Annotated in this window: 28 protein-coding genes; 20 read left to right on the top strand and 8 right to left on the bottom strand. The window is 38.4% G+C overall.

The window, feature by feature from the left end; translation table 11 throughout:
• Window positions 1-82 precede the first annotated feature (82 nt).
• The 14 genes from FKV42_RS12970 (at window position 83) to FKV42_RS12905 (ending at window position 17054) form a co-directional block, all read left to right on the top strand.
• Window positions 83-586, top strand: a complete 504-nt coding sequence (locus FKV42_RS12970) for a hypothetical protein (protein ID WP_154810722.1) — start codon at window positions 83-85, stop codon at window positions 584-586.
• A gap of 410 nt (window positions 587-996) precedes the next feature.
• Window positions 997-2301, top strand: a complete 1305-nt coding sequence (locus FKV42_RS12965) for a pentapeptide repeat-containing protein (RefSeq protein WP_196214141.1) — start codon at window positions 997-999, stop codon at window positions 2299-2301.
• A 446-nt stretch (window positions 2302-2747) separates the two neighbouring features.
• Window positions 2748-4013 carry an RNA-guided endonuclease TnpB family protein gene (locus tag FKV42_RS12960; protein ID WP_154810720.1) on the top strand — a complete coding sequence of 422 codons (1266 nt, stop codon included), beginning with the start codon at window positions 2748-2750 and terminating at the stop codon, window positions 4011-4013.
• 54 nt (window positions 4014-4067) lie between these two features.
• Window positions 4068-6896: a M1 family metallopeptidase gene (locus tag FKV42_RS12955; RefSeq protein ID WP_154810719.1), complete on the top strand. Its 2829-nt coding sequence runs from the start codon at window positions 4068-4070 to the stop codon at window positions 6894-6896.
• 258 nt (window positions 6897-7154) lie between these two features.
• Complete coding sequence (locus FKV42_RS12950; protein WP_154810718.1) at window positions 7155-7997, top strand: class I SAM-dependent methyltransferase; 843 nt, start codon at window positions 7155-7157, stop codon at window positions 7995-7997.
• An 11-nt stretch (window positions 7998-8008) separates the two neighbouring features.
• Window positions 8009-8767 carry an ATP-binding protein gene (locus FKV42_RS12945; RefSeq protein ID WP_154810717.1) on the top strand — a complete coding sequence of 253 codons (759 nt, stop codon included), beginning with the start codon at window positions 8009-8011 and terminating at the stop codon, window positions 8765-8767.
• A 146-nt stretch (window positions 8768-8913) separates the two neighbouring features.
• Complete coding sequence (locus FKV42_RS12940; protein ID WP_154810716.1) at window positions 8914-9510, top strand: hypothetical protein; 597 nt, start codon at window positions 8914-8916, stop codon at window positions 9508-9510.
• A complete protein-coding gene (locus FKV42_RS12935) occupies window positions 9507-10778 on the top strand; it encodes an ABC transporter substrate-binding protein (protein ID WP_154810715.1) in 1272 nt (423 codons plus the stop codon). Before FKV42_RS12940 ends, FKV42_RS12935 begins: the two co-directional genes overlap by 4 nt.
• Window positions 10779-10865: 87 nt before the next feature.
• Window positions 10866-11987 carry a FecCD family ABC transporter permease gene (locus tag FKV42_RS12930; protein ID WP_154810714.1) on the top strand — a complete coding sequence of 374 codons (1122 nt, stop codon included), beginning with the start codon at window positions 10866-10868 and terminating at the stop codon, window positions 11985-11987.
• A 1-nt stretch (window position 11988) separates the two neighbouring features.
• Window positions 11989-12810 carry an ABC transporter ATP-binding protein gene (locus tag FKV42_RS12925; protein ID WP_154810713.1) on the top strand — a complete coding sequence of 274 codons (822 nt, stop codon included), beginning with the start codon at window positions 11989-11991 and terminating at the stop codon, window positions 12808-12810.
• 11 nt (window positions 12811-12821) lie between these two features.
• Complete coding sequence (locus tag FKV42_RS12920) at window positions 12822-13904, top strand: FecCD family ABC transporter permease (protein ID WP_154810712.1); 1083 nt, start codon at window positions 12822-12824, stop codon at window positions 13902-13904.
• A 4-nt stretch (window positions 13905-13908) separates the two neighbouring features.
• A complete protein-coding gene (locus FKV42_RS12915; protein WP_154810711.1) occupies window positions 13909-14688 on the top strand; it encodes an ABC transporter ATP-binding protein in 780 nt (259 codons plus the stop codon).
• A 49-nt stretch (window positions 14689-14737) separates the two neighbouring features.
• Window positions 14738-15985, top strand: coding sequence for an ABC transporter substrate-binding protein (locus tag FKV42_RS12910; RefSeq protein WP_154810710.1), 1248 nt, complete (start codon window positions 14738-14740; stop codon window positions 15983-15985).
• Between the two features lie 226 nt (window positions 15986-16211).
• Entirely contained in the window at window positions 16212-17054 is an 843-nt protein-coding gene (locus FKV42_RS12905) for a class I SAM-dependent methyltransferase (protein WP_154810709.1), read from the top strand.
• Window positions 17055-17134: 80 nt separating this feature from the next.
• On the opposite strand, the gene FKV42_RS12900 is transcribed toward FKV42_RS12905, so the two are convergent.
• From FKV42_RS12900 to FKV42_RS12890, 3 genes are all read right to left on the bottom strand, one after another.
• Complete coding sequence (locus FKV42_RS12900) at window positions 17135-17776, bottom strand: FmdE family protein (protein WP_154810708.1); 642 nt, start codon at window positions 17774-17776, stop codon at window positions 17135-17137.
• A 101-nt stretch (window positions 17777-17877) separates the two neighbouring features.
• Window positions 17878-18498 (bottom strand): flavin reductase family protein, encoded by a 621-nt coding sequence (locus FKV42_RS12895; RefSeq protein ID WP_154810707.1) that lies wholly within the window; start codon window positions 18496-18498, stop codon window positions 17878-17880.
• Window positions 18499-18881: 383 nt separating this feature from the next.
• Window positions 18882-19229: a hypothetical protein gene (locus FKV42_RS12890; RefSeq protein ID WP_154810706.1), complete on the bottom strand. Its 348-nt coding sequence runs from the start codon at window positions 19227-19229 to the stop codon at window positions 18882-18884.
• An 84-nt stretch (window positions 19230-19313) separates the two neighbouring features.
• On the opposite strand from FKV42_RS12890, the gene FKV42_RS12885 reads away from it, so the two are divergent.
• From FKV42_RS12885 to FKV42_RS12875, 5 genes are all read left to right on the top strand, one after another.
• Window positions 19314-19535 carry a type II toxin-antitoxin system HicB family antitoxin gene (locus FKV42_RS12885; protein ID WP_154810705.1) on the top strand — a complete coding sequence of 74 codons (222 nt, stop codon included), beginning with the start codon at window positions 19314-19316 and terminating at the stop codon, window positions 19533-19535.
• 127 nt (window positions 19536-19662) lie between these two features.
• Window positions 19663-19788: a hypothetical protein gene (locus FKV42_RS14275; RefSeq protein WP_268865994.1), complete on the top strand. Its 126-nt coding sequence runs from the start codon at window positions 19663-19665 to the stop codon at window positions 19786-19788.
• Between the two features lie 8 nt (window positions 19789-19796).
• The gene (locus tag FKV42_RS14270; RefSeq protein WP_268865993.1) at window positions 19797-19922 is read left to right on the top strand and encodes a hypothetical protein; all 126 of its coding nucleotides are present in this window, start codon (window positions 19797-19799) and stop codon (window positions 19920-19922) included.
• Window positions 19906-20118 carry a hypothetical protein gene (locus tag FKV42_RS12880; protein ID WP_154810704.1) on the top strand — a complete coding sequence of 71 codons (213 nt, stop codon included), beginning with the start codon at window positions 19906-19908 and terminating at the stop codon, window positions 20116-20118. Before FKV42_RS14270 ends, FKV42_RS12880 begins: the two co-directional genes overlap by 17 nt.
• A gap of 4 nt (window positions 20119-20122) precedes the next feature.
• Window positions 20123-20539 (top strand): type II toxin-antitoxin system VapC family toxin, encoded by a 417-nt coding sequence (locus FKV42_RS12875; RefSeq protein WP_196214140.1) that lies wholly within the window; start codon window positions 20123-20125, stop codon window positions 20537-20539.
• A 136-nt stretch (window positions 20540-20675) separates the two neighbouring features.
• On the opposite strand, the gene FKV42_RS12870 is transcribed toward FKV42_RS12875, so the two are convergent.
• The 5 genes from FKV42_RS12870 to FKV42_RS12855 all read right to left on the bottom strand — a co-directional run bounded on the left by FKV42_RS12870 (window position 20676) and on the right by FKV42_RS12855 (window position 23329).
• Window positions 20676-20756: a HepT-like ribonuclease domain-containing protein gene (locus FKV42_RS12870; RefSeq protein WP_230375734.1), complete on the bottom strand. Its 81-nt coding sequence runs from the start codon at window positions 20754-20756 to the stop codon at window positions 20676-20678.
• Between the two features lie 125 nt (window positions 20757-20881).
• A complete protein-coding gene (locus FKV42_RS12865) occupies window positions 20882-21415 on the bottom strand; it encodes a hypothetical protein (RefSeq protein ID WP_154810703.1) in 534 nt (177 codons plus the stop codon).
• Between the two features lie 802 nt (window positions 21416-22217).
• Window positions 22218-22526: an ATP-binding cassette domain-containing protein gene (locus tag FKV42_RS14160; protein WP_230375716.1), complete on the bottom strand. Its 309-nt coding sequence runs from the start codon at window positions 22524-22526 to the stop codon at window positions 22218-22220.
• Window positions 22527-22698: 172 nt separating this feature from the next.
• The gene (locus FKV42_RS14155; protein WP_230375732.1) at window positions 22699-22902 is read right to left on the bottom strand and encodes an ATP-binding cassette domain-containing protein; all 204 of its coding nucleotides are present in this window, start codon (window positions 22900-22902) and stop codon (window positions 22699-22701) included.
• Window positions 22903-23044: 142 nt separating this feature from the next.
• Window positions 23045-23329: an iron chelate uptake ABC transporter family permease subunit gene (locus FKV42_RS12855; RefSeq protein WP_268865998.1), complete on the bottom strand. Its 285-nt coding sequence runs from the start codon at window positions 23327-23329 to the stop codon at window positions 23045-23047.
• A 202-nt stretch (window positions 23330-23531) separates the two neighbouring features.
• On the opposite strand from FKV42_RS12855, the gene FKV42_RS12850 reads away from it, so the two are divergent.
• A complete protein-coding gene (locus tag FKV42_RS12850; RefSeq protein ID WP_154810702.1) occupies window positions 23532-23792 on the top strand; it encodes a DUF504 domain-containing protein in 261 nt (86 codons plus the stop codon).
• Window positions 23793-24150: the final 358 nt, after the last annotated feature.

Below are 24150 nucleotides of genomic sequence, written 5' to 3'. Positions count from 1 at the left end.
ATTTGTTTTGAGTTCCACGGCCTTAAAAGAATCAGTTACTACCTTCAGGAACAGACTAAATCATACAATTTCGGAAAAAATCATGCCAATCTTACCACCTCTTCTTGATAATACGAAGAGTAAAATTGAGCGCGATGCTTATCTGATCAAATCTTTCAGACAATTAAAGCAGGATAATCCTTCTATATCTGATTTTTTGGATTTAATCTATAAGGATATCGCTAAATTTGTAGCTGAAAATGACGGTGATCAGCTACCTTCATTTTTATCAAAAATATCCTATAAGCATTCTCAGTTATTGTATCAAAAATTAGAGATGATCTATCCACATGATATTCAGCTGATTTCCTTAAATCATGACCATCGTTCAGATGTGCAGAAAATAACTGCAGAGGTATATTTTAAAGACGCTCACGACAAGATGATCCTTGAAGACCTGATGACAAACCTGCCAAAAATAGTTCCATTAGAGTTCCTCACCGGGGATAAGGAATTTACAAAAAAGATAGGTAAGGTCTATGGTAACTGTCTTCTGTTTTATGGACTTGATGAGTCCTGTTTTACTTGCGTTTTTGTCGCACAATAAGATTTAAAAAATCTAAACAAAATCCAAATGCTGCCTGTCAGGACAGTACATATCCATTTCAATTTTTAATTGCTGGACAATTATCACAACAGTATTGTTCTAGGACTCTGAACCTTTTCTTGAGCATCCTGCACAGCTCATTTGTGGATATCCCATTATACACAGATTAGCCAGTTCATGTAATACAGATAATGCGAGCTCTTCTCCACAGGCAGGACATTTAGTTTTTATATACATCTTTTTTACCCAGTTTTACACCATCTACAAATATAAAGAAATAGAAATGCTTATTTTTTTCGATTGACAATTAGCAATCTGTATATATTGAAAAGAATATTGCTATGCAATTGATATTTTTGGTGAGTCCTGTGAGTAAATGCCAGTTTGAGATAAATTATTGGAAGTGTCCTTTGGATGCAGAGGATGGTGATGATTTTTGTTATTGGCATCAGGACATTAAAGGTAAAAAACCGACTCTTGAACAATTGAATGAATTGAAGAATATGGCAATTCATTTCGTTTTTTTGCAGGGAGCGAATTTAATAGATGCAAACCTGCAGAGTGCACATTTAATGAATGCAAACTTGTATAACGCAGAATTATTAGTGACAAATCTGCAGAATGCAAATTTATCAGAAGCAAACCTACAGGATGCAAATTTATCAGGGGCAAACCTACAGAATGCAAATTTATCAGAAGCAAACCTACAGAATGCAAATTTATCAGGAGCAAAACTACGGAATGCAGAATTATTAGCAGCAAACCTACAGAATGCAAATTTATCAGAAGCAAACCTACAGGATGCAGATTTATTTGAAGCAAACCTACAGGATGCAGATTTATTTGAAGCAAACCTGCAGAAAGCAGAACTATTAAGGGCAAACCTACAAAAAGCAAACTTGAATGGGGCAAATCTGGAGAAAGCAAATTTAGAGATGGCAAGCCTGCAAAAAGTATATTTGCGGAGGGCAAACTTGAAGGATACGAACTTAATTGGTGCTGATCTTAATGGTGCTGATATGTTGGAATCACTCTTCAATAGCAATACCTCTTTGCAGGGTGCAAATCTGCTGAATGCTAATCTTTATCTGTCATTCATTGATGAAACTAAAACTTTAAGATATGCCCAACTGTTTAATGAAGAAAAATTGAGTGAAAAAGAAATCAATGAACAAAAAGGAGATTCTGCAACTGAGCGTGACGATAAATATAGATACTATCAAAAGTCATTCGAAGTGTATAAAAAATTATATCACTTTTATTCAGGACAAAATATGGACTTTAGAGCAAGCCATGCTTATTATCGTAGTGAAGATGTTAGACGCAAGCTTTTGACAGTTAGAAATAAATGGAATAGTGCAGTCGGTATCTCCGAAAGAATCCGTTCATGGGGTTTTAACTGGTTTGTTCTAAAACAGCTTACTGGGTATGGCGAGGCAACAATGAGGCCTGCATACATATCCATTTTCTGGGTATGTTCTTTTGCGATAATCTATTATTTTATAAACGGAATTGTGGTTGAAGGCAGGAATGTTCGGTTGATGGATTATTTTTATCTTAGTTTAACAACTTTTACAGGTCTTGGATTCTCCAATGTCCAACCAAATATTACTGTTTCTCTAATGCAACCTTTAATTATGACGGAATCAACTTTTGGTATACTAATGATTGGTTTGATTGTTTATTTACTCACAAATCAGCTATCTCGACGATAAAATAAACTGATGCTTAAACCACCCCCACATCATTTAAAAAACAGATATCACTTTATGCTTACTCATATCAATGACAAATAATTCCACAAGTCCTGCAGGTAACATCTCATGGATAGATAGTGCCTTGAAAGAAACTATGGACTTCTTATCTGTTCATTATTCTAACCTACCAAAAGATAAAATTTTATTTTTTTAGGATTAATTGGTACAAGTAAAAAATGTATGCGGTTGCCATTCCAAGTTTTAAAGTAGGATTGATTACAATATATGTGCTGATGACAGACTTTTTGCAAATCAACTAATACTAAAGATTACTTTATAATGGGAGCGTAAAATCCCGATGTCTTTAGCATCAGGGATGTAAGCGTCTCACAACAAAAAAAAGCATATATTATATGTAAACATACATTATTCTGTTAAACTGATTACTTTGAATAGTGATTCTGATGAAAAAAGGTTTTAAATATCGAATATACCCTAACAAAGAACAAAGAACTTTGTTAGAACAACATTTTGGTAGTGTTCGATTCATTTACAATCGATCACTTTTCATTAAGAATACTATGTATTCTAAGTTCAAGATTAATGTTAGTGAAATTGATTTGAACAACAATTTAATTTCTCTCAAGGAATTTCATCCGTGGTTAAAAGATTTAAATTCACAATCATTACAACAGGCTAACAGGAATTTGTTAACTGGATTTAAGAATTTCTTTGAGGGAAATGGATCTTATCCTACAAGAAAAAATAAGAGAGACAATGATTTCTCGTTTCAGGTTCCTCAAAATTATCAAATAAATCTAACCACATCAAAGATATACTTGCCAAAAATTGGTTGGATAAAAATAGTTCTTCATCGTGATTTTGTTGACAAAGAATTCATCAAAAATAAACTGGTTATAAAGGAAGTTAATGATGAACTTATTATTGATCAGAAACTTAACAAGGAGTTTGATATCCTTAAAACTCTGACTGTTTCCAGGACATCAGCTGGAAGATATCATGTAAGCATACTTATTGATGATCATGTTCCTGAACCAACACCAGTTGAATTTGATGAAAGTACAACAGTTGGAATTGATGTAGGAATAAAATCATTTGCTATCCTTTCATCTGGAGAAGTTATTGATAATCCTAGATTCCTGAAAAAGTCTCTAAATAAATTGAAAAAATTACAAAGAGCAGTTAGCAAGAAGAAGGTTGGTTCTAAAAACAGAAAAAAAGCAGTTGCTAAAGTAGCAAAACAACATCAGTTAGTAGCTAATCAAAGAAATGATTTTCAGCATAAGGTTTCCATAAAGATAATTAGTGAAAGCCAAGCGATTTGTTTGGAAGACCTTAATGTCTCTGGAATGATTAAAAATCATAAACTTGCTCAAGCCATCAGTGATGTTGGATGGTCTGAGTTCATCAGGAAATTAACTTACAAAGCAGAATGGTATGGAAAAACCATTCTAAGAATTGGTAGATTTGATGCATCATCAAAGTTGTGTAATGTTTGTGGATATAAGAAAGACGATCTTACTCTTGACATAAGAGAATGGGAATGCCCTTCATGTAAGACATTCCATTACCGAGATGTTAATGCTGCTATCAATATCAAAAACATTGCATTAAATAACTTAAACACCGTAGGAACTACGGAAAGAGCTTGTGGACTTACTGGCATTGGTCAGAGGAATGAAGCAAGAAGCTACTCTGTATTTAGCTGAGTGGTAGTTCACAATGTTGAAACGTCAATGGATTATCATAAAAGAGGGAATTTTATGAAAAGAATATACAAATATTATCCTGAGGATTTTGGCGAACTGAGTGTAAAAGTCATTCACATGGATCTTGTTTTCGATGTCTTTGATGATCATACAAAAGTTACATCTGACCTGAAATTGCAAACCCTCGACAAACCCATTAATGAACTGGAACTTAACTGCAAGAAACTGGAGATATTGTCAGTAAGCTGCAAAGAATATGATATTGACCATGAATACAGGATAAAAGACGACATCCTGTTAATCAAATTCAAGGAAAATGTACCTGAAAATACTGAAATCGTAATCAGTACTGAAACGGTCTGCAGGCCAACAGATAATATACTGGAAGGTCTCTACTACGATGAAACACCTGCAGGAGCTCCGCCACAACAGATAACCCAGTGCCAGCAGTGGGGATTCCAGAGAATCGTGCCATGTATTGATGACATGACCGCAAAGTGCACCTATACTACCACTATCATTGCCGATGAGAGATACACAAATCTCATCACCAATGGAGATATCATAACAGAAAGGCACTCTGTAGGAAACGGCAGGGATATGATAGTCTACGACAACTCTGTAACTCCAATGGCAACCTATCTTTTCTTCCTTGGAGTCGGCACATATGATACATTCAAAAAAGAGTTTGAATACCCGGACGGCCATACCTTTGATCTGGAACTGTTAGTACCACCCGGTTCTGACGCTGTGATAGCCGGAAAATCCCTTGATATTCTCTATGATTCAATTATGTGGATCTATCTCTTCACAGGTCCGGAGCAATACGAGCAGATCGAAAAAAGAAATGAGATCATGGATCTGGTCAAACAGAGAGACATCCTTAAAAATGAAGGGGAAAATGCCAGCGAGAAACTGGAAAATATAAGGGAAGAACTGAAAAAGGCAGTTGAATCGATTAAGCCTGGATACAAGTATACCGGTACAGCCTACAGGGAAATAGGAATGCAGAATTCCAATTTCGGTGGAATGGAAAATGTTGGAAATACCACAATAAGCACTAACCGTATAATGCCATTCCCACAGATGACAGACACTGCTTTTGAGTATCTCATGAGGGTGAAGGTGCATGAATTCTACCACAACCTGAACGGCTCAGAAGTTACAGGATGGAGTCCTTTTGAAATATGGCTTAATGAAGCTGTTACCGTTCACATTGAAAGGATGTATCATGAATACCATTTTGGCAATGAATACAGTCGTCTTGGTGAAGTGCTTACCCTTCTTGCACCAGGTTCAGGAACTTTTGCACTTGACAGGGGAGCAGCTTCAATGCCAATCATCCCGGACGGGTTCAATGACCCGGACGACCTTATCAGTTCAGTGACATACGTTAAAGCTCCTGAATTTGTGAATATGCTTCAAACCATGATGGGAAAGGAGACTTTTGTAAAAGCACTGGATTCCTATCATTCAAAATTCAAACACTCAAATGCCACAAGCTGGGAATGGCTTGATGAGATGGAAAAGGCTTCCGGAATGGATATCAAGGATATGGCAAATATATGGCTGAAACAAACCCAATTCCCAATGCTTCATGTTGATTCTTCATACAATGAAGATGAAAGAAAATGCACTTTGTCCTTTAAACAGGAAGTTCCTGAAGGAAAATCCTTCTGGGAATTGCCTATATGTGTAGCCCTTGTTAATGAGAAAGGAAATGACATTGCTGAAGTCATGGAGCGGATGACAGCCGAAAAGCAGGAAATTATAATTGATAATGTGGACAAGCCTGCATTCTTATCCCTGAACCGTAACTATTCATTCTTTGGAAAAATTGTCCATGATGCAACTATTGACGAGCTGATACTACAGGCTAAAACAGATTCTGACCTGATCAACCGTTATCTTGCATTCTACAGGATAATTGATTCTGAAAAGATGAAACTTATCAAGGACAGCAATGCTCTGCCATCTGAAAAGTTCACAGGTCTGTTCCATGAACTCATTATGGATCTTGATCTGATGGAAAGGGCAGGTGCACAGTTTTTGACTATCTTTGAATCTGTGGAAGAGGATCAGTTTTCACACAGCTACCAGTTGTTGTATGAAGTAAAACAAAAACTTCTAAAAGCCATAGCAAGCAGACATGAAGAGAGTCTTATGTCACTATATGAGACTTGCAATGCAAGGATTGCTGATGGTTCTGATTACCTTGAAGAGCAGGTTCATGCTATCAAGTGCCGCCAGTTAAAGAACAAATGTCTTTCACTTCTTTCAACTCTTGATACACCGGTTATTCATGAGATTATCAAAAAGCAGTTTGAAACTGCACAAAATGCCACTGACAAATTGACTGCTTTCAGCCTTTATCTTGACAGTTCTGCATCAGATAAGATTGAGTTTATGCAGGATTACCAGAAAGAAGCTGAAAAGAATCCTGTCAGCTGGGAAGCTTACCTTAGAGTTATCGGAGGCAGCAGCGGAGATGATGTAACTGACCTGGTAAGGCAGGTTGAAAAGTCGGAAACTTTCAGGATTGAGCAGGCAAACGACCAGAGAGCACTCTTTGCAAGTTTCGCATTCAACAGGAAGAAATCCCTGCAAACTGAAAAGGGAAGGGAACTTCTAAGTGAGATTATCCCGAAACTGGCTACTGTCAATGAGTATAACACCGTGACTATCCTCAATGTACTTGCCAACATCGACAGGATGGAAGAAGAATATCACGTTCCACTTGTGGAAATGATGCACGGTTTCCTGAACAAGCTTGACCCTGAGAACAGCCCAAGTGTGTATAACAGGATAAGAAAGATATTGCTCAACACTCCAGATGCTGTGGCAAAGTATGAGGAGCTTAACGGGAAGATTGACCTGAATTAAGTGATTTTCTTTTAAAAGAAAATCCCTATTTACTTTTTTAGTATAACTTTAGGGGGACCGCCCTGAAGTTTATTTGTTTTTTCCTGATTATTATTTTTTTATGGTTCACGTTGTTAATACATAAGCTTATATTACATGCTGTTAAGTGCTACGATTGAAAAAAATAATAGCATGAAAAATGAATATTATATTAATTATTATTACTACATCAAATCACAACTCAGTTTCAATAAAAACAATCTGAAGAAGGAATTCAGAATGGAACACGGAAAAATAGACTGGAACGAAATATGGAAATATCGCATGACTGCCCAACAGTCAGCAAACAAAGAAGTTGAGAATAACCTGTGGAACAGGAAGGATAATGCTGAGAGATTCTGGAAAAGAACTCAGGAATTCTCTGATAGAACACAACTTACTCTGGAAGAACTTCCTCTTACACCGCAGTCCAGAGTACTTGACATTGGTGCAGGACCTGGAAGACTTTCAATACCTATTGCAGAAAGAGTTGCACATGTAACTGCCGTGGAACCTGCAGAAGGCATGAAAAACCTGCTTCTTGAAAATGCTGCTGAAAAAGGGATAACTAATCTGGACTGTGTCAGCAAACGCTGGGAAGATATTGACGTAGAGAATGACTTAGATGGCTCTTATGATATTGTTATTGCATCATTTTCGCTTGGTATGCCGGATATAAAAGAAGCAATTCAAAAAATGGAGCAGGCTTCTTCAAAACATGTTTATCTCTATTGGTTTGCAGGAACAACACCATGGGAAGAGCATTCTGTGAAACTCTGGCCTTACCTGTATGGCACAAATTATACATGCGGTCCTAAATGCGATGTGTTGTATAACGTTCTCTACGACATGGGAATATATCCTGATATGGAAGTGTTCCCTATGGAATACACCAACAATTTTGCATCCATGGATGAAGCAATGGATTTCTTCAAATCAAGATACATGATCGAGACTCCCGAGCAGGAATCTATTCTTTTCAATTATCTCAGGGACGAGCTCTCATGGGTAAATGGACAGATCACTGAAAAAGCTGATTCAACACGTGTGCGAATCTGCTGGGAAAAGAAACAGAATAACTAGGAGATGATAGTTTGAAAATACTGATATGTGGAAAAGGTGGATGTGGAAAAAGTACAATAACAGCATTGCTGGCACAAACAATGTCCAGAGAAGGATATAATGTACTGGTGGTTGACAACGATGAATCCAATTTCGGGCTTCACAGGCAATTAGGTGTAGAACTACCAGAAGATTTCCTGAATTTCTTTGGTGGGAAAAAAGACCTTGTTGAAAGAATGAAAGCTTCATTTTCAACCGGTGAGGAAGTGAAGTTCTTTGATAACAGATGGGAAATTGCAGATATACCTGGCGAATATGTCTCCCGGACAGACAATATTTCACTGATGGCAGTTGGAAAGATACACGATTTCGGGGAAGGCTGTGCCTGTCCAATGGGAGTTCTCTCAAAACACCTGCTCAAAAATATAGATGCCGGAAGTAATGACATTGTTTTAGTTGACACTGAAGCAGGAATCGAACATTTCGGCAGGGGAGTAGAAGAAGGCTGTGATGCACTTCTAATGGTCATTGATCCATCCTATGAATCAATCTGCCTTTCTGAAAAAATAAGCAGTCTGGCAGAAGCTGCAGGAAAAGACCTCTACTACGTACTTAACAGGGTTGAAGGGGAAAGCAAAACGGTTCTTTGTGAAAAAGTCCCGGATGATAGGATTCTAGCCACTCTGCCTGTAATGGTTTCTGTTTTTAAGGCCGGACTGCTTGGTGAGCAGTTTGATGTGGATGTGCCTGAGGTTAAAGAAATTTCAGATTTTTTGAAGGATAGAAAATAACATTGAGAATCAAAAATGAAAATTGACAATATTTTTTGAAAATATTTCGGCTATGTAGGATTATTCTTTTTATTATTTTACCGGCTCGTCCGGAATCCTGTTGAAAACAGGAGAATTCCTACACAGCCAATATAAGAGTGATAATTATGTACTTAAAGCAATTTGTTGTTGGTATAAGCTTGCTGGGTTTTTTAGTTGCTACTATTGGTTTTGCTTCTTGCTCAGAAATAACTGACGTTGAACGCCATCTACCTTCAGATTTTTCAAAAGGTGAAAGGGCAGAGATTACACTGGAAATAACAGGAGAGAGTCCTTTTATGCTTGGTATAGTGGAAACTATCCCCGAAGGGTTCACTTTCCCGGAGACCGATTCAGAGGTATCTGATGCCAAATTTTTTAAGGTTGACAGGGATGCCGGGAAAATATCATTCTCGATAAGTGACAGTACTGAAGTTACATATTATGTAATTCCTTCTGGTGGTGCGGATAACGCATTTGAAGGATACTGGGTTGACATGCTTTACCAGACACAGGAATTGAATGAAGGAAAAGAAAGATGGGTAGCAGTAACTGATCCTAATTCAGCATCGAGTGGACAGAGTTCCACCGTCGGTTCTTCTGGAGATTCTGAATCCAAAGTGGAATCCAGTGTCCCCGGGTTTAGTTTATTCTTGTCTTCAGTTGCACTTTTTGCCAGTATTCTTTTTATGAGGAAAAATAACTCAGGAGGGGACGAAGAATGAGCAAAATAAGAATATTTTTGATAGGAATGATAGTGCTTACCTGCTCATTGGCCTTCGCAATGAATGCTGCTGCACTGTATACTACTCTTCCATGTGATGATGGTGACGGAGTATTGACTGAAAGTGAGGTTTCAAATGAAATATGTGATTACATGCTTGAAGACAGCAGTTCCACTCTTGATGATGTAGGAGATGCTGCATATATTTTTACATTCTGGGATGGAAAACCAAAAACCGTTACTGACTATAATGACAGAGAAGTTACATTTTACAGACCCATTGAAAGAATAATCACAACCAATCCTGATAACTCGAGAATCGTTATTGCACTGGGCGACCTTGATAAAATGGTTTCTTCAGATGAGTGCACACGAGGAGATTGTGTGCTTCCAAGAGATTCAAATGATAAGAAGATTGCCACAGATGCCTGGGAAGCTCTTCAGATATATGGAGGAGGGCAACTCGATGATCTGCCAGAGACTAACACCCGTTATGAAATAGATTATGAGACTATGGCCATTCTTCAGCCGGATATTGTTTTAGACACAACTTCTGCTAACAGGGGTGAACTGATTGAAGAAAAGGTTGGTTGTCCATGTGTGGAAGCAGGTTCGGGATTTACGTTCGCACAGAACTATGATCATATAGAACTACTGGGGGCTATACTTGACAGGAAAGAAAGAGCTGAGGAACTGAATGAGTTTATACATTCTAAAGTGGAGATGATTGAATCAGTAACTTCACAAATGGATGAAAATGAAAAGCCTACAGTTTATTTTGCTCCAAGAGGAGCTACAAAAGGATTCTATGATGCTGTTGAAGGAAGGGACTTTACCCGTACCGAAGCCGTATACGAACCACTAACCATTGCAGGTGGAAGAAATCTTGCAAAGGACTGTACAGGTTCTAACATCAATGTTGCTCCAGAACAGATTGTTGTATGGGAGCCTGAAGTAATCTTCGTTGCAATAGGTACATGGGATGGAGAAAGTGGTGTTGGTTTTGTAACGGAAACCCCTGAACTTTCAGAGATACCTGCTGTAGAGAACGATCAGGTCTACGATTGTTTCTACCCTTATTGTAGAGGTAAGCCTATTGACAAAAGTTTATTTAATTTGCTTTATATGGCAAAACGCCTGCATCCAGAAGAATTCAGTGACATTGACCTGGAAGCTGAAGGGAATGAAATATACAAGCAGTTCCTTGGAGTCGATGGTTTGTTCTCCGAACTTGTAGAATATCAGACTTTTCCCAAAGAATTGTATTGAAAATCAGATGTAATTTACAGGGAATGAACATGCCTGCAGTTCAGACTGCCATGCAGGTTTATTTCTCTCCATTTTTAGGTGAAAAAGATGTCGAACCTATTAAAACAAAAATCAAAACACAATGTTGATCACTTTGAAGGTTCTGGTAATGAGCAGCAATCAGATATAAGGAATGATTATCAGCGTTATGTAGGAAGAAAAATAATTCTCATAACCGGCATGTTTGCTCTTATTGTTTTTCTGGGAGCTTTTTTCGTAACCATCGGTCCTCTTGAAGTATCAGTAATTGAAGTCTACAAGATTCTTTTTTCCAGATATTTCCCTGATCTGTTCGTAACCTCCGGCCTTCCTTCACAGGTTGTATGGAATATTCGTTTACCACGGATTGTTGCTGGTATTATGGCAGGTTTTGGTCTGGGTATATGCGGATGTGTAATGCAGTCTGTTTTGAAAAACCCCCTGGCAAGTCCGTTTACACTTGGTATTTCCTCAGGGGCAAGTTTTGGAGTTGCGGTTGCTGCCGTATTGGGAGTAGGTGTAATAAGCGGCCCTTATCTGCTTGTGGGAAATGCTTTTTTGTTTGCCATGCTGTGCTCCCTGTTTATCATTGCCCTTGCAAGTCTTAAAGGAGCTACTTCAGAAACCCTTATCCTTGCAGGAATTGCAATAAATTATCTATTTAGTTCTCTCACTGATCTGTTCCAGTATTTTGCAACGGATGAACAGCTTCGTCTGATGGTGAGCTGGGGAATGGGAGACCTGTCTGCTTTCTCATGGAGCAATTTCCTGCTTCTGCTATGTGTCTTTGCGATTTGTACCCCACTTTTGTACATGAAGGCAAACGACCTGAATATCATGGTAATAGGAGATGAAAATGCAAAGAGTCTCGGAATTGATGCTAATAAGGTCAGAATGTTCTGTATGCTGCTTGCAAGTCTTTTGATCGCTACTATTGTCTGTTTTACAGGAACTATCGCATTTATAGGGTTAGTTGCTCCGCATATGGCACGCATGGTAATTGGTTCGGATCACAAATACCTGTTCCCTGCATCGGGTCTTTTGGGTGCACTCGTACTGATATGTGCTGATGTTACTGGTATGAACTTAATAAGGCCGACAATCATTCCGACCGGCATAATGACTTCCCTGCTCGGAGTACCGTTCTTCATGTATCTCATACTCAAAAGAAAACGGAAGGAGTTCTGGTAATATGGTTACAGTGAATGTAAACAATGTCACTTTTGGGTACAACAGCACAAAAATACTTCAGGATGTATCGGTGGATATCGATAAATCAAGCTTTGTCAGCATTGTCGGACCAAACGGAGCAGGCAAATCAACGCTACTTAAATGTGTTAACAAGATTCTCAAACCAGAATCAGGAGACATTCTTGTTGATAAAAACAACATTCATAAAATGAAACGAATGGAAGTAGCAAGAAACGTTGCCTATGTTCCCCAGAGTTCTAACAGGGTCTTCCCTACAACTGTTTTTGAAACTGTGATGATGGGAAGAAGACCTCATCTCGGATGGTTCAGTAACGAAGCTGATAAAGAAAAAGTGTGGCAGGTACTTGAAGAAATGGGCCTTAATGACTTGGCTCTGCGCAATTTTGACGAACTAAGCGGAGGTCAGCAGCAGAAGATCCTGATCGCAAGAGCTCTGGCACAGGAGACGGGAGTTATTCTTCTTGATGAACCCACAAGTAATCTTGATATCTGGCACCAGCTTGATGTGATGGAAAATGTGAGGGGGCTTGTTAAAAACAGGAACGTGACAGCGTTGATGGTTGTCCATGACCTCAATATGGCTTCCAAGTACTCAGACCTGATCCTGATGATGAAAAATGGGAAGATCGTGTCTGCTGGTGATCCGGTCTCGGTGCTCACCTGTGATAATATAGAACGGGTCTATGGTGTTGAAGCACATGTACACACACATGCAGGAATTCCATACGTGATGCCTCTCAAGCAGGTGGGACTGGCCGCTGATGCCTGCATGATGCAGGCTACAGATGGATTTGAAGCTTAAGGAGAATTCAAATGTTTGAAGTTTTCAGGAAAGGCATCCGTTTGAAAGACGAATGCGAAACAAATATTGAAACTTTCTCTGATATGAGGAAATATGGAATTCTATTCATCTTTTTCCTGATCTTGTTCTTTGCAGCAGCTATTGCCATGATTATGGGGGCTTATGAGATCTCATTTACAGATGTCTATGCCACAATACTCGCAAATCTGGGCCTCTATGGAGATGTTTCCACTGTCAGTAAGTTACATAACACGATCATATGGAACATTCGTCTTCCAAGGATTTTGCTTTCAATAACCGTGGGAGCTGCACTTGCAAGTTCCGGTGCCGTTTTCCAGGGTTGTTTTAGAAATCCGCTTGTTGAACCTTATATTCTCGGTGTTTCATCAGGTGCTGCATTTGGTGCAGCACTTGGAATTGTTTATCCTTCTGTTTTTAGTTCCGTTCAGATATCAGCATTCATATTCGGTTCTCTTGCAGTGTTGGCAGCATACACACTTGCAAGAACACGTGGCCAGACTCCGATAGTAACCCTGATACTTGGCGGAGTAATAATCGGATCGATATTCTCAGCGCTTGTATCCCTGTTAAAATACATGGCAAATGACTCAGCACTTCGTGAAATAGTATTCTGGCTCATGGGAGGATTCGATTATGCGACCTGGCAGGATGTATTTGTTACTGTTCCGATAGTGTTTGTTTCATTTTTGATAATGTGGATGTATTCATGGAAACTTAACATTCTGTCAATGGGTGATGAAGAAGCAAAAGCACTGGGTGTTAATCCGGAAAAATCAAAACTTGTCATAATAACCATTGCAACACTTGTGACTGCAGTTGCTGTGTCCACAGTCGGTATAATCGCATGGGTCGGACTTATGATGCCACATGCAGCCAGAATGATACTTGGACCTGACAACCGTTTTGTAATTCCGTCTGCGGCCATGCTTGGAAGTATCTATCTTATTGTCTGTGACACAATGGCAAGGACACTAACCACATCAGAAATTCCTGTGGGAATCATAACTTCCATAGTCGGTGCTCCATATCTGTGCTATCTTCTGCGGAACAAAGGCAGATCATTACTGGGGTGATCAGATGTTGAAAGTAAAAAATATCCATTTCAATTATGGAAGCAGCAAAATTCTGAATGACCTGTCTTTCAACGTTGAAGAAGGGCAATTATGCGGACTCTTCGGACCAAATGGTTGCGGGAAAACAACCCTTTTCAAATGCTGCATGAATTTTTTGAAATACCACATGGGTTCGGTTGTAATGGACGGTGTGGACATTAAAGACTGTAGCATCGAAGATATGGCAAAAATTGTTGCATACGTCCCTCAGGAACATAAACCTCCTTTCCCCTATCTTGTCAAGGAAGTCGTACTAATGGGAAGAACTCCACATCTTGGAGGATTTTTTGGAATCAGCCGTGATGACAAGGAAAAAGCCTGGAATGCTCTGGAGTTACTGGACATTGCACATCTTGCAAACCAGCCTTACAACCAGTTATCCGGAGGACAACGCCAGATGGTATTGATAGCAAGGGCGATTGCCCAGGAAACAAGGATAATTTTCCTAGATGAACCAACATCTGCCCTGGATTTCAGTAACCAGATGCGCATATGGGATCTAATGAGGAAGGTCAAAGACCAGGGAATAACGATCCTTGCATGCAGCCATGATCCTAATCATGTTTCCTGGTTCTGCGACAAAGTCGTGGTAATGAACAGGAGTGGTATTCTCTGCCAAGGTCCGCCACATGATGTGATAACAGAATCCGTGCTCAATGATGTTTATCAGGATATGTGTGCTGTCAAATCGTTAGATGGCATTAAGATGGTATTGCCCAGAAGCGTTTCTAATAGAGTCTGGTAGAGACTGGTAGTAAACAGAATAACTTTTTTATTTTTATTGAGGATTTAAAATGAAATCAAAGGTACAGTATATTGCAATATTGGGTATATTGATGTGTGTCCTGCTAAGTGCCGGATGTACTGAGAATATGACCGACAACAGTGTTGTGTCAGACAACACAAATAACGAAGAACAATATAGAACAATTGTCGATAGCCGTGGAGTGGAAGTTCAGATTCCTGCTGACATTGAACGTGTCGCCACTATAAGCGACGGCCTGGTCGAAGGAGTTATGACAGCAATCGGAGTTCAGGATACTCTGGTTGGAGTCGGATCAAGCTGTTTGCAGCGTAATTTCAATTACAGTTATGAAACTGTGGGTGGAGAGATCTATGAATATGAGAATGGAATGAACCCTGTAACATATCTTAATCCATGGATCATGGAACTGCCACTCTTCGTATCCTCCGGTTCCGCAGTTAATTATGAAACGCTTGCAAGCCTTGAGCCAGATGTTGTGATCGTAAGGGTTGGAAGCTGTTCTTTACGATATCTTGACGACGAGAATACACAGAAAAGTATCGATACAATGGAATCACTTGGTTTTCCGATAGTTGTTCTCTATGATCCGAATTGCTACGATTCCCCAGACATGGCTACCATATCTGATGAGATAAACATAATAGGGCAGATTTTTGGAAAAGAAGATGAAACACAGCTTATTGCCGATTATCTTGAGAATCAGGTCAGTTTTGTAAGTGAGAGAACAAAGGATATTCAGGAAGATGAAAAAACTGATGTACTGGTATTCGGAGCATCTCCTAAAGCACGAGGGAAAGGCGGAGCCGGACAGGTATTCGGACTTGATACATTTGAATCATTCTTTATTGAAGACATAGTGAATGCGAATAATGCTTTCCAGGAAGATGGATATTTCAAGACGGTAAGTGCAGAGCAAATGCTGGCACTGAGCCCTGATGTGATTGTTCTGTGTACAGCTTCAGGATATCATCCACCACTTGAACTTTACCAGGCACCATATTACCAGAACCTACAGGAAATGGATGCCATCAAGAATAGAAGAGTAGTAGCCCTTCCCTGGTCACCATGTAATTGTGCAAAAAGACTGGAGTATCCCATAGATGTAATGGTTATTGCAACCGGCACTTATCCTGAACTGTTTGAAGATGTGCAGCTTGACGAATGGCTGCTTGGATTCTACCAGAATGTCTATGGTGTTGATGTTGAAACTGCAAAACAGTTGCGTTCAGCACAATGGATGGACTGGACTATAGATGAATGTCCGACCTGTACCTGAGATTCCTTAATGGATGCAGGCTACATGAGATTAGCTCTGTAAGAATGCTTCAAGTAAGGAAGATGCACAATTCTGGTATATTACCCCGAATTGTGCATCAATACTTTTAACAGTTATATGAACATTATAAATTTGAGACTGATGTCAGCAAAAAATAATGATACATAAAATTAGAATGCATATTTATTTTTATTTATATTCTTTTTTAAATTGTTTGGTGATGTAAATGCAAAAAGAAGATAATATCAATAACCTGATAAGCTGCTGGAATAAAGTCCCTGGCATTATTGCTATGGACGAGGACACAATGGCAGAAGTCTGGAACAAACGCTCCAAGAATTATGCTAAAAATAATGGAAAAGGTGACGGAAAAAAGAAAACAGAAGAAATTCTTGTATTCCTTGATGAATGCGGTTTTAATCCTGAAGGTGCAAAGGTTCTGGATATAGGCTGTGGCCCCGGTACGCTTTCTCTTCCTCTGGCAAGGCTTGGGGCAGAAGTTACTTCGCTTGATATTTCTTCTGGAATGCTGGACAGACTTAAAGATGTAGTGAAAAAAGAATCCCTCCCCATAGAAGTTCTTGAATATTCATGGTGGACAGCAGACATAGATGAACTTGGATTCAGGAAAGAATTTGACCTTGTAATTGCTTCAATGACCCCAGGTATAAAGAATGTCGAAGACTTTGATAAGATGGTGGCATGCTCAAAAAGGCTTTGTTATTACAGTAATTTCCTGCAAAGAAGCGAGGATAAAGCGTACTACGACATTCAGACTTCAATACTGGACGAAAATCCAAAAGTAAATATGAACGGTATTGTTTACCCATTCATGTATCTTTATCTCTCAGGTCACAGGCCATCTCTCAGAATCAACCATTCTGAATGGAAGGAAGAAGTAAGCTGGGAAGAAGCAGCTGACAGAGCAATTGATTTTATTGGCCGGGGTCGTAGTTTTGATGATGAGACAAAAGGGAGAATAATGAATTACTATCAGACAGCCTCTCAAAACGGAATGTATAGTTCCAAGTCGGATGCATATATAGGCATGATGATCTGGGAAGTTTAACGAGAGATGATTGCATTCCGTTTAGTAAAATGTGCGTAAAAATATGAAAATGGAAATTGAGCTTTCACTCAATTTCATCCTTACCATCCTCGATTATATTCCTCATAGCATGGGATGCAGACATATTCACCATTCTGCACTCTTGCTCTGGATTCTGCCATCATTTCACCGCATTTGGCACACTGGACGGAATTGAATATTCTGGCTTTTCCGGGAATTTCTGCGTCAACGAATTTGACTTCGAACATCTCTTCAACAGGAGTGTTCCTCATTGTAACTGAAATGCCATTCATTCTTTCACTGAACTCTTTTTCTTCTTCCTCAGTTGCAGTGCCTGAGATTACTTTAGGACGGAGTTCGCTGACCTTCGGATCGATGTTGTCAATATTGAAACTGGCTTTCAGGGCAACCCTTACAGCTTTTTTGCTTTCGCGACAGATGAATGTGAATACCTGTTTTGCATGGTCTTTGTAAATGAGGTTGCCTTTGCCTATTGTGCAGCCTGTAAGTACCTGTACTGCATCAACTCCACAGGCATCGTTTTCCACGATGGTGACGAGTTCCTCGTCAATGTCCCTTTCAGTTTCCAGTTTTTCAATACCTGCTTTTGCTGCGATGTAACCAATAGTGAGACCAGGACATATATGACCGTGGAATTTTGCAGCGTCTTCAAATGAAGCAATTTCTCTTGTTGAGTTTTCGGTAGAACAATCTGATGACATGATAATCACGAGTTGTGAACGTGAGTAACACATATAATACTTTTTGTGTTATTCGATTGTACTTGAATATTATCATAGACGTCATTGGATTTCAGATTGCATTATGCAGAATTGTTTTCCTTGTACATTTTGGCAAGCGGATCATTTCCTTCAGGGAACATTGCACCAAAAGGTTCGAACTTCCCGATTTCTTCAACGGTGCAGAAATGCATACCGTTGTCAGCACCCATCATCATTAAAGGACGGGATTTGTTCACGTTGCATAATCCGTCCTCCCCATAGACTTCATCCGCAACTTCCAAGTGTACAACTTTACCCATAATCAGTATGTAGCTGGCTTCTTCATACAATTTGAAAAGTTCACATTCCATCCAGGCATAGCATCCTTTGATTCCAGGAGCACTGATCTTTTTTGATCCTTTTTCATCAAGACCTGCAAACTCAAACTCATCCTGATCTGATGGAATGAATTTGGCAGTTGGTATGACCTTGTCTGCAAAGTCTGCACCGGCAAGATTTACGACGAATTCTCCTGTATCCCTGATATTGTCAAGTGTATCCCTTCTTTTTGCTGTTGCAATGCATATAAGGTCAAGAGGCCTTAGTACTGGCATGACACAACCATACGGAGCAATGTTCCTGATACCATCTTTGCTTTTTGTGGATATGAAAGCAACCGGAAGGGGCATTACTGATTCTCTTTTGAAAGGTTTTAGTTCCATAGTTTTCACCATTTAATTTACAATTAGTAGTAATAACTTGAAATAATAAATAGTTATTAGTTGTTATTTTTTAATATATTCGTAATATTGATATACAAAGAATTCCTATTTAGAACCAGACAGGTCGAACATTATTACAACAATAACTAGAAAGTTCTCCGAAATATATTCTGTATAGCATGTTAGTGGTTCCGCATAACTGCTGTGTTTGACCTGTTATTATTGGCCAATTATTGTACCAAAGAAAAAAATAATAAAATCACTAATATGACGACTATGTGGGAACTAGATTAGAAGATATTATAAAGCTCATATTCTCTTTTTTAACTTAATCTCATCCATCCTGGCCTTCCATAGTATTTTAGATTTTTTACGAATTTATTTCATTTTTTTGCATGCTTATCGATTGGATTATATTGTAGGGGGGTCTGCTTTACAAGCTCTGTAAGTTCATCGGCGGTCAAGTATTTATTTCCATTATCCCTCATAGTTAGTAATAACAAGAATTTCGAAGCTCCTACAGTACCTCGATAGTAGCAATACTTACATAGAGGATGTTGGGGAGATTCTTTATCAAAACCGCATGATGGGCATTTATTTTCCATATTACAATGGCAACTGTTATTTTTTTTACTGCTAATTGCACAGCAGCGATACTGCCCATTGCTTGCAATGGCAGTTGTAGTGGGAGTGAGAGCGCTACGCTTGAGTGGGAGTGAAGACTCAGACATTGGGTAACCATTTGATAATTCATATAATGCCTATATTCCAGAGGTCATAATACTAAAAACATAGATAGCCAGTGATAAAAGATAATGAACAGATTCACCGCATACATTGAGAAAGACGTAGAAACGGGGTACTATGTTGCGATTGTCCCGGGAATTTCCGGAGTTCATACACTGACAGATACACTTGATGAGTTACAGGCAAGGTTAAAAGAAGTAATCGAACTCTGTCTTGAAGAAATAGATCCAGAGGATAAAGGATACATTCCTGAGTTTGTTGGTCTTCAGCAGATTGAGGTCACCGTATGAACAGACTACCGTTGGTAGATGCTAAAGGAACATGCAAGTTCTGCTATTTTTAATTAGAAGTTTTGGAATAAACGCGTGTTCAAGAACAGTTGCACGGATTATTCCCCATCCATCAAGACTTGTTGATATGGCATGCAATAATGATGAATTGACTGATGAGGCTATAAACGGTCTGGGGGAAGCTCTGGAAGATATCAAAGCCGGAAGAATTCATTCTGAAGAAGCTATTCTAAAAGAACTCGGATTGATATGAGTTACAATGTGGAATATACTGAAAAGGCAAGATTAGAACTTCAGAGGATATTAAATATAGAAGAGGAATCATATAAGGAAAACATGTTAGAAATAATCATGATTAATAGAGGAGATAATGATGGAGGATTCTGATTTTTTAGTCCGGCGTCTTGACCAGATATCACATGAACTTTCACAGGTTAAAAAAATGATTACTTTAATGCCTGTCGATAAAAAGACATCTGAACAAGCCTGGGATGACCTTATGGTTCTTTCAGAAGAAATATCCGATAAATGGGATAATAGCTCTTCTGTTGATGAAATAAGGTCACAAAGAGAAAAATGGTGATCTTTTGCACCTTTGTATTGACAGTTCTGTGATCGTTGCAGCTCTTAGGAGGCAGGAGAAAGATCATTTGTCTGCACTTGAACTTCTCAGAAAAATAAAGGATCAGGAACATATAGCAATTGAACCATATACAGTATTGGTAGAAGTCACAGCCGCCATTAGGAGACGAACAGGGTCAAAAGAACTTGCCACAAGAGTAAAAAATGACCTTATTGAACTTGGAAGCTTTCGTTTTGTTGATCTCGATACATTTAGTTCATCTTCTGCTGCAGAGATTGCCGCTGACATCGGAGTAAGAGGAATGGATGCAATAGTTATTCAGGTTGCAAAAGAATTTGGAATCCCACTTATCACTCTTGACGTAGAGATTGTTGAAAAGGCAAAGAGAATTGTTGAAATACCTGATCTCAATTCTCTTTGAGCAGGGTGAACTACCACCGGTTAAAACCGGTGGTAGTTCACAAGTAAACACATGAAAGGTCAAAAACAAACAAGACTAGTAACAACCTCGATAAACTACAAATCAAATTCATTCAATAAGTCCTCAATCACTGGCTTTACTTCTGGTCTTCTTTTACACTAAACCAGACAACTTCAAGATTGACACCAAAATAAGCATGTATTAGTTTGTCCCGGATGCCTGCCAGATCTTTCCATGAAACTGATGCATGTCTTTGCCTACCATCATGACATTATTAGTTTAAATGACAAGGATTTTGGAAATACCAAAAGATGATTATATTCTTTCATGAACGTGATAGAACTAGACCAGGATGTATGTATAGAGCTCATATTCGCCCTTTTTTAACTTGGTCTCAATCCCTCTTGCCCTTCTCAAAGAATCCTGAGTCCTCCTGAATTTCTCCCCTTTGTTGGCACGCTTATAGAGTAGAAGACCTGTTTTCCATTGCCTATCATAATAATCAACCCTTTTTAATAGACGAGAACTCAACTTATACTTGATCTGTGGTCTTCCCCTCTGGCCTTTCTTTTGAGGAATCTCCTTTTTTAGCATAAGATATCCTTTTCTTCTTTCCTTGGCTTGTTCATAATAGCGGGAATAGCGGTGAAGTATCTTGTAGACCGCATCCCTTTTTACTTTATGCTTTCTGTTAGGGTTCTTATTGACAAGCTCTGTAAGTTCATCAACGGTCAGGTATTTATTTCCATTATCCCTCATAGTTTGAAATAACAAGTATTTCGAAGCTCCTATAGTACCTCGATGATAGCAATACTTACATACAGGATGTTCTGGATATTCTTTATCAAAACCGCATGAGGGGCATATATTTTCCATAGTATAATGTCATCCGTTATTTTTTTTACTGCTTAGTGTACTATAGCGATACTGCCCATTGCTTGCAATGGCAGTTGTAGTGAGAGTGAAAGCGCTACGCTTGAGTGGGTGTGAAGGCTCAAACATTTATTTATTTGAAGTTTATTCAATAGACTGCAGCCTCTTGCTCTAGTTTTGATAGTCCTTAAGCTACAAAGGACATCAGATATATTGCTGAGGCGGATACTAATATAATAGTGCTAAATATAAATATCTGTTGTAATTTCATAGTATCAGCATTTAATCTAAATGCAATAAGTAATACGTTGGAATGATAAACAACTATTTATTGTTATTTTTTGATTAAGTAGTAACACTGGCATAATAAGAATTCCTATTAAGAATCAGACAAGTCAACCATTACTACAACAATAACCAGAAAGTTCTCCAAAATATATTCTGTATAGCATGTTAGTGGTTCCACATAACTGCTGTGTTTGACCTATTGTTATTGGCCAATTATTGTACCAAGACCTCCGCTAAAATTGGCCATCCTCCTATCAGGAGTTAATCAATTTTACATGAACTTTATAGTTTAAGAAGAAAAGTTGTTGGCTGGTTAAAGGGTTATGGAAAGTTGGAAGGTGATTTTCCTTAATCCAGCCAACAGAGCAAATAATGCAGTTGGTAAGAAATAGATATTATTCTGAAAATATCCAGATACATTATACAGCTCTCTTTGTTTTACGTACATGACTTAATCCTATATAAGCACTTGAAAAATATTAGCATACATTACCCATCGGGATAACAAGACATTATTTCACTCAATATTGGTCAAAGGCTCAAAAAGTGGCATTATATAAAGCGACTTTGTAGTTGAAGAAAGTGAAACATCGACCTGAATATTGAAAGCATTCTGGATGTTTGCAGGAGTTAAAACCTCTTTATGTCTGCCTGTAGCAATCAAACTCTCCTTCTTTAGCATACAGAGTCTATCACAATAATAAGCAGCAAGATTTAGATCATGAATCACAGCTATGACTAACATACCATTTCTTGAAGCTTCCTTTACAAAATCAAATATCTCAATCTGATGAGCAATATCCAGATGTGATGTTGGTTCATCCAACAATAATATCTTTGGTGTCTGAGAAAAGGGCCGTGCAATAATACCCGTTGAAGTTCACCTCCACTCAGCTGAGTAACAAGACGATCTTTGAACTCATGAGTGTTTGTCTTTTTCATAGCTTCTCTGACTATATCGTAGTCTTCCTTTGTCTCAGATCGATCTATGTACGGAGTCATTCCATCATGACAATATCCTCTACTGAAAAATCGAAATTTACGGATATTACCTGGGAAATAATTGCGATTATTCTGGCAATTTCCTTATTGTTCAGATCATCAATATTTTTACCATCAACAATAACTGAGCCGGAATTCGGTTTGAGATATTTTAACATACTTTTCAACAATGTTGTCTTTCCTGAACCATTTGGACCAATGATTCCTACAACTTCACCCTTATTTGCCTGACTGTTAATATCTCTTAGAATTTGCCGATCACATAGCTAACCCCCAAGACCCTGAACTTTAAGCATAAACGGTCTTCCTCCTTTTTCTTAGCAGATATATGAAAAATGGTGCTCAAAATGCCGCCGTCACTACACCTACAGGCAGCTCAATAGATTCAATTATTGTGTAGTTCATAATAGTTCTGGCAAAAGTATCACACATTGCAAGGAAACTTGCACCCATAAGAGTTGAAGCAGGGAGCAATATACGATGATCAGGACCTACTATAATCCGCATTATGTGAGGAATTATAAGTCCCACAAAACCGATGGTGCCACTCACAGATACTGCTGCACCGGTGATAAGAGCTGACAGTATTAGAATGGAACGTTTTACCCATTCGATATTTACTCCCAGATACTGGGCTTGTTACTCACCTAAAAGCATTACATTCAGACTCCATGAATATCGATATAGTAATGGAAAAAAAGCTTCAACAATTATTTAATAAAAATGATTTTTAACTAATATTGTGGAAAATAGATAGGAATTCAACAGATTATTGAGTCTTTATAAATGATTTTTCAATATACATATTAAGCCTTCTGGAAAGGATTTCATGAGTAACATAATAAAATCAAAACATCCGAGGGATATATTCAGTGAATTAAAGTGGAAAGAAAATCTTGATATAAACGAATACAGCGTGGAATATATCCACATAGGTGCACCAAGAAACACAAAAACAGATTCCTTAGATGCCATAGTAAGCATTGGACATTTATTCTTTACGCTTATTCCAGATACCATGATACCATATCATAGGATACTTCAAATCAAGTACAAAGGAAAAACAATATACGTAAAGACTGAACCATAACATATTTGGCATGCAGTCCCATAGGACATCATACTATTTTGTACTAGCTTTATAGATACTGAATATTCAGTCGATATATTTCACTCGATCTTTTCAATTGAGTTATAATATCTGAACTTTTGGGCTCTGTAGAAATCCTCATTTTGACAAACATATATCTCGACATACCTGTCATGTGTTATGCACAGCTTGAACTTGACTTCTTTTCGTTGATTCCAAATAAACTCGTATTACGTCTTCTACATTACCAATCAACCAAACAAATCATACGCAAATTACAAACCACTCCGCATAATCATCTATCCAATGGAACAGTAAAACTTGCTACAACAAGGTAATCTTCAACCACACCAACAAA

Source organism: Methanolobus vulcani (assembly GCF_006546655.1).
Lineage (GTDB): Archaea > Halobacteriota > Methanosarcinia > Methanosarcinales > Methanosarcinaceae > Methanolobus > Methanolobus vulcani_A.
The sequence above is the reverse complement of the archived record's forward strand: the minus strand, read 5'-3'. Positions and strand labels throughout refer to the sequence as shown.